Origin of the sequence: Brachyspira sp. G79 (assembly GCF_002379365.1) — a bacterium.
GTDB lineage: Bacteria > Spirochaetota > Brachyspiria > Brachyspirales > Brachyspiraceae > Brachyspira.
In genome coordinates this window covers 1,176,165-1,181,977 of record NZ_JQIU01000008.1, presented here as the reverse complement: position 1 = coordinate 1,181,977, position 5,813 = coordinate 1,176,165, and the positions used below count along the sequence as shown (strand labels likewise).

The 5,813-nt window shown below is 26.8% G+C and carries 5 protein-coding genes and 1 pseudogene; 3 read left to right on the top strand and 3 right to left on the bottom strand.

The window, feature by feature from the left end; genetic code table 11:
• Window positions 1–405 (top strand): annotated as a pseudogene (locus KQ44_RS06600) (hypothetical protein); the annotation flags it as partial.
• A 503-nt stretch (window positions 406–908) separates the two neighbouring features.
• Here the strand turns inward: KQ44_RS06600 and KQ44_RS06590 are convergent.
• A complete protein-coding gene (locus KQ44_RS06590) occupies window positions 909–2,150 on the bottom strand; it encodes an ankyrin repeat domain-containing protein (RefSeq protein ID WP_205676551.1) in 1,242 nt (413 codons plus the stop codon).
• Window positions 2,151–2,286: 136 nt separating this feature from the next.
• Here KQ44_RS06590 and KQ44_RS06585 point away from each other — a divergent pair, with 136 nt between their 5' ends.
• On the top strand, window positions 2,287–2,952 hold the full coding sequence (locus KQ44_RS06585; RefSeq protein ID WP_096736750.1) for a class II aldolase/adducin family protein: 666 nt from the start codon (window positions 2,287–2,289) through the stop codon (window positions 2,950–2,952).
• A 52-nt stretch (window positions 2,953–3,004) separates the two neighbouring features.
• Here the strand turns inward: KQ44_RS06585 and KQ44_RS06580 are convergent, their stop codons facing one another.
• Together KQ44_RS06580 and yedE are read right to left on the bottom strand one after the other, a co-directional pair.
• The gene (locus KQ44_RS06580) at window positions 3,005–3,238 is read right to left on the bottom strand and encodes a SirA family protein (RefSeq protein ID WP_020005545.1); all 234 of its coding nucleotides are present in this window, start codon (window positions 3,236–3,238) and stop codon (window positions 3,005–3,007) included.
• A 271-nt stretch (window positions 3,239–3,509) separates the two neighbouring features.
• Window positions 3,510–4,595: a YedE family putative selenium transporter gene (gene yedE, locus KQ44_RS06575; RefSeq protein ID WP_096736749.1), complete on the bottom strand. Its 1,086-nt coding sequence runs from the start codon at window positions 4,593–4,595 to the stop codon at window positions 3,510–3,512.
• 214 nt (window positions 4,596–4,809) lie between these two features.
• Here yedE and KQ44_RS06570 point away from each other — a divergent pair, with 214 nt between their 5' ends.
• Window positions 4,810–5,418, top strand: a complete 609-nt coding sequence (locus tag KQ44_RS06570) for a hypothetical protein (RefSeq protein ID WP_096736748.1) — start codon at window positions 4,810–4,812, stop codon at window positions 5,416–5,418.
• The last annotated feature ends 395 nt before the right edge of the window (window positions 5,419–5,813 follow it).

Here is a 5,813-nt window from a genome sequence, read left to right as displayed (position 1 = left end):
GATATTAGAATAAATTTTATACTTTATAATGTAGCTATTGCTATAGGAGCAGTAAATTTATTTTTTGTGCGTATTGATTATAAAGCAAGTATATTCACAAAGATAGTTTATATTATATTCCCTGTAATAGCATTTATTTTTAATATAATAATTTTTAGTTCTCTTGTATACAGAATAAGAGAATATGGAATAAGTCCTAATAAATTAACTTTGATTTTTACAAATATAATAATTCTTGTTCATTTTATTTTGATAATTATTGATAATATAAAATCATTAAAAAAATTAGGTACTATAAGAAATATAAAAAGTATTATATTAACAAACAATAGAAGCTGTTATGTATATGTTTATGGCATTATAGCTTTTATAGTATGTTTTATAATGCCTTTATTTTTTGTTTAATTCTCTCATTTATAGTATCATCGCTTAAATTAAATTCAAAATGTTTATTTAAAGCATATATTATAGTTTCATAACATCCGAACCCTTTACCAAAAACATTTTTTGCATTATTAATACATTCTTAGATATTGATATTTATTTTCATAAATTTACTTCCTTAAAAAATATTTGTAATATACCTAAACAACTATATTTTGTCAATTTCTATATTTTTGTAAATGTATTATAAAGTTTTTTGCCTCTGTTTCTCTAAAGTTGCTGCCTCAGGCATGTTTTTCGAAAACGCATATACTATAGCTTAATATTTTAGGAATATGCATCAAACTTGGTATAATACCTAGTTTTAGATTAAAAATGCAGTCTTTTTGGTTCTTTTGGTCACAAAAAGAACTGGGGGGCTGGCACGACTGTGTGCTTCGCAGGGCAAAGCCACCACAAACAATAAAATTAAAAGGCTAAAAATTGACAAACTTAAAAATTTTTAGTATATATTAAAATTATAATTATTTTTTCTTTTTATAATATTTGCTTACTATGCTAATCATTTTTTTATCCTGAATAGCCTCAGCATATTCTAAAACATTGTAGCTTTCTTTTATACTTCTGCCATAGTCATTATCAGGTTTCATTTTTATATTTAAATCAACACCATTTTTTAATAAATATTCAGCAACTTCATAATTATGTTGGTCTATAGCATGAAATATCGCAGTATAGTTTATATCATTAGGATAATAGTTCACATCAGCCCCATTTTCAACCAATGCCTTAACTATTTCTAAATTACCCGCACCTGCAGCAATTGCTATAGGAGGATAATAATCTAAAAATTTTGTATCTAAATCAGCACCATTATCTCTTAAGAGTTTTACCACTTTAGGAGTAGATGCCGCAAGTATAGTAGCAGGAGCAACTCCGCCATCATTTGTAGCATTTACATTGGCACCATTTTCTATTAAAAGTTTTGAAGCTTCATAAGGATTTTCTCCTGTAACAGCCCAAAGTAATGGAGTATCCCCATTATCATCAGCTTTTCCATTAACATCTATTCCATTATCTATTAGATATTGCATTATATTAGTATTTCCTTTTTCAGAAGCATAAATAAGTGCAGATGCTCCCCAAGATGATTTTTCATTTATATCTGCATTATTTTCTACTAATAGATTAAACATTTCTTCATTGCCGTTTTCGCATGCAATCATAATCATATTTTTTCCGTCTTTATTTTTTATATTTATATCAGAATTATTGTTTATTAGTAATTTTGCTATCTCTATATTATCAGTTCTTACAGCTTCCATTAAAGCATTAAATCCATCACTTGCTCTTAAATTAACCAAAGCACCATCATCAATCAAAGCTTTTGCTATATCATAATGCCCATATGATGAGGCTATCATTAAAGGTGTTGTATTAGCATAATGTGTAATATTGCTTATAAGAATCTCTTCTTTTGACTGAGCATTTATACCACCCTCATTTATTAATTCTATCATTTCAGCAACGCCTGTTTTATTTTTATTTCTTTCTAATAGTTTTAATAATTCTTCGCTTGGCTTTATTATTTCATTAATAATTATATTATTTTTTGATTTCTCATTATTGCTTTCATTAAAATTATTGTTTGGTGTTTCTATATTATCTGCTATTTCTTTTACTTTTTCATTATTACTTTCATTTATTTGATTTGAATATAGAGATGTAATCACTGTTAATAATATAATTATAATGTTCTTTTTCATATGACTCTCCGATTATTAATTGTTTTTAATATATCATAAATAATAAAAAAATAAAGTAATGTTATTACATAGCACTATTTTTTATAAAATTATAGTTTATAATAAAATAATAAATAAAATATTAAGGATAAATATTATGATAAGCCAATTAAATGAATATAGAAAATTATTGTCTAATGATATAATAAAAACATGTATTAGAATGCAGAAAGACGGTATTAATCAGGGTACATCTGGAAATGTAAGTGTACGTTTTGAAAACGGTATGCTTATTACACCTTCAAGTATGCCTTATGATACTATGAAAGCTGAGGATATAGTTTTTGTTGATGAGAACGGAAAGTCAGAAGAAGGCAAAAGACCTTCAAGCGAATGGAGATTTCATTTATCAATACTAAAAGATAATCCTAATTTTAACTGTGTTATACATAGTCATTCTATATATTCTACAGTAGTATCTATAATGGGAGTTGATTATATACCTGCTATACATTATATGATTGCTGTTGCTGGAGGAAAAATTATACCTTGTGCCGAGTATGCCACTTATGGAACCGAAGAGCTTTGCAATAATATATCAAAGGCTATGAAAGGGTATAAGGCTTGTATTATGAAAAATCATGGACTTGTAGTTTCTGATTCTACTATAGAAAAGGCTTATGGTGTTTTGGTAGAAGTAGAAAATATTTCAAGAGAGTTTGTGGAACTTAGTAAAATTGGCAAGTATAATGTTTTATCAGATGAAGAGATGGATATAATACTTAAAAAATTCGGTAATTACGGATTAAATGCCCAGAAATAATAATTAGTTTAATAATATATCTTTTTTCTTTTTTAAGATTAAAGATATATTATTATTTTGTTTTTTTTAAAGTTACTAAAATATCCTCATTTTCTATATGTTCAAAAGTACCTTCATATCCATATTTTTGACATCCTCTTATTACACTTTCGCAGCTTGAATGCCCGCTTACTAAAACTTCTATTATTGTGTTTAATTCCTGATTATTTATAGCGGCACATTTAGCCTGAAAAGATGCCTGAGAGCATGACATTCCTCTGGTATCAACTTTAATAGTTTCAGACATGATATTTTCCTTTTTTATTTTATATGTATTTTATAAAATATATTAAATTAATAAATAAGCACCATTTGTTAGAAGCCTTAATTATTATAATAAGCATTAGAAATTATCTAAATATCATTTTTTATTATAACCTCTGCCTCTGCTGCATATTATCATAACTTATATGTTCTAATAATACACCGCAGAAGCAGAGTTCATTATATAACTTCCAAAAATTTTGTGCAGTATATTTATTATATAATGACAACAACCTGCTGCACGATAAAGTGTATCAGCTTGCAGTATTTTCTTTCATTGTAAATCCTATGATTACACAGAATATTAAACCTAAAATAACAGCTCCCATTCCATATACTGTAGGACCTGCAGTTGAACTTGCCAAATTAAAGTTATGAGCAAATCCTGCACCTACTAGCATTCCTATAACAAATATAAAACTGTCCATATTTCCTTCAGCAGATTGTATCATTTGTCTTCCAGGACATCCTGCACCTAAAGTAAATGCTAAACCAGTAAGAATCATTGATACTGTATTCCATAAAATATTTGTATGTGCTATAGGCTGATTTTCCATAGATAAATTAAATCTGCTTGTAGCTATATTAACTATAAAAGCAGCTACTATAAAAGCTATAACACCTTTAGTCATGTGAAAATCTTTCATAAATATTCCGTCTCTAAGTCCGCCTACAGTACAGAATCTTGATTTTTGAGCTACAAAACCTATTACTATAGAAGCTATTAATGCTATGGCTATAGGAGCTTTCATACTTCCGGGACCTGATTCGGAGAAAAATATTGGACCGCCTTCAGAGAATTTAGTTTGTTTTAATAATAGAATTAAAAGAATTAAAGCTACAACTAAAGGAAGAAATCCAACCAATTTATTTTTATATGCTTTAGGCTGACCCAAAGAGAAATTTTGTTTCCAGAAGAAAACACCTATTCCTCCTCCTATGATAATTCCTATTAATCCGAATATACCATTGATGTCTCCTCCAGCTACTCTAAGCAAAGTTCTCCAAGGACATCCTAAGAAAACCAAAGCACCTATCATAGCAAAGAAACCTAAACAGAATCTTATAATAGGAGAGCTTCCGCCTTTAGGAACAAATTCCTTTGAGATTAATGCAGATATTGTAGCTCCAATAACAAGACCTATTAATTCAGGTCTTATATATTGTACTGCTGCGGCTCTATGCAGTCCTAGTGCACCTGCTAAATCACGGGTAAAACATGCAATACATATTCCCATATTAGCAGGGTTGCCCATTACAGAGAGCCAAGCTGCTATAGCTCCTATTACAGCACCAATTACTATAATACCTATAGAGCTTGTGAAAAAGTCTTTTTTCATTTTTGACTCCTTTGTGTAAATTGTATTTTTTTATGATTTTATAATAAAAAAAATTAATTATCAATACAATTTATTAATTTATATTATAGTTATTCAAAAATAGTTAATTATTAAAGTAAATTACTTATCGATGTTTTTATTTAAATAAAATATAAGATTGTTATTTATTTTTTTATAGTAAAATATATATAATTAAAAATTAAGGATTTTGTTTATGAAAAAGATTATATCTGCTTTATTATTTTCTCTATTATTTATAGGATGTTTGGATTATACACAGTATGTAACTATAGATAATGATAAAAATATAACAGTTGTTGCTATAGTTACTATGTCTAAGTCTTTAGTAGAATTAGCTGCTTATTCTGAGGGCTATGAAGAAGGTGTTCCAGATTATTATTATGACGATATACTTAGAGATATGGAAAGTGAAGCAAGAAGCAGCTATCCTAGAAATTTTAAATTCAAGCAGATAAATAATGACAATGAAGTTGGTCTTTATATAAACGGTATTTTAAAAGCTGAAGATTTAACAGAAGATGACAGTTTATTAGTTCCTATAAGAAATGGAAATAAGTTTATGTTTACTCCTTTTAATTATTCAGAAGATACTCAGGATTACAGCGAATATGCTTCCATGTTTAGTTCTATGAAAGTAAAATTGATTGTTTCAAAAGATTATATACCTACAATAACTTCTTGCTATATTTCATCTTATGATGATGTAAAAGATGTTAATGTTTATGATTTGAAAGATGCCTTTTTAATAGAAATTCCTATGTTCTCAGGTATAGACACTCCGATTTTGTATATTGAATTATAATATATTAAAGATAGTTTACAGGAGATATTCTTATCAATATTTTTTGTAAACTTCTTTTTATAAAAACTAATAATGAACAATAAAAATAAATATTCATAATTGACAATTATTTATTATAAATTATAATATAAAGATTATGAAACTTATTGTAATATTGTTTACATTTATTATATCTGTATATATTTTCCTGTATGCTATATATTTTATCATTCTAATTATCATATGCACCATTCAGATGTACATTGTACAATATGTATTGAAATGTTTTCTATAGTAAAGGCTGTAACTAAAATAGCAAAATTTAATAATATATACAATTCAGTTATAATATATTTATCGGTTTCTTTAATATTTTTTGTAAAAATAAGGAAAGTAATATATTATTTAAATATAAT

Excerpts from the sequence above, each read along its gene's own strand:
- KQ44_RS06580 (WP_020005545.1), bottom strand. The coding sequence starts at position 3,238 with ATGTCTGAAACTATTAAAGTTGATACCAGAGGAATGTCATGCTCTCAG.
- KQ44_RS06585 (WP_096736750.1), top strand. The coding sequence starts at position 2,287 with ATGATAAGCCAATTAAATGAATATAGAAAATTATTGTCTAATGATATA.
- yedE (WP_096736749.1), bottom strand. The coding sequence starts at position 4,595 with ATGAAAAAAGACTTTTTCACAAGCTCTATAGGTATTATAGTAATTGGT.
- KQ44_RS06590 (WP_205676551.1), bottom strand. The coding sequence starts at position 2,150 with ATGAAAAAGAACATTATAATTATATTATTAACAGTGATTACATCTCTA.
- KQ44_RS06570 (WP_096736748.1), top strand. The coding sequence starts at position 4,810 with ATGAAAAAGATTATATCTGCTTTATTATTTTCTCTATTATTTATAGGA.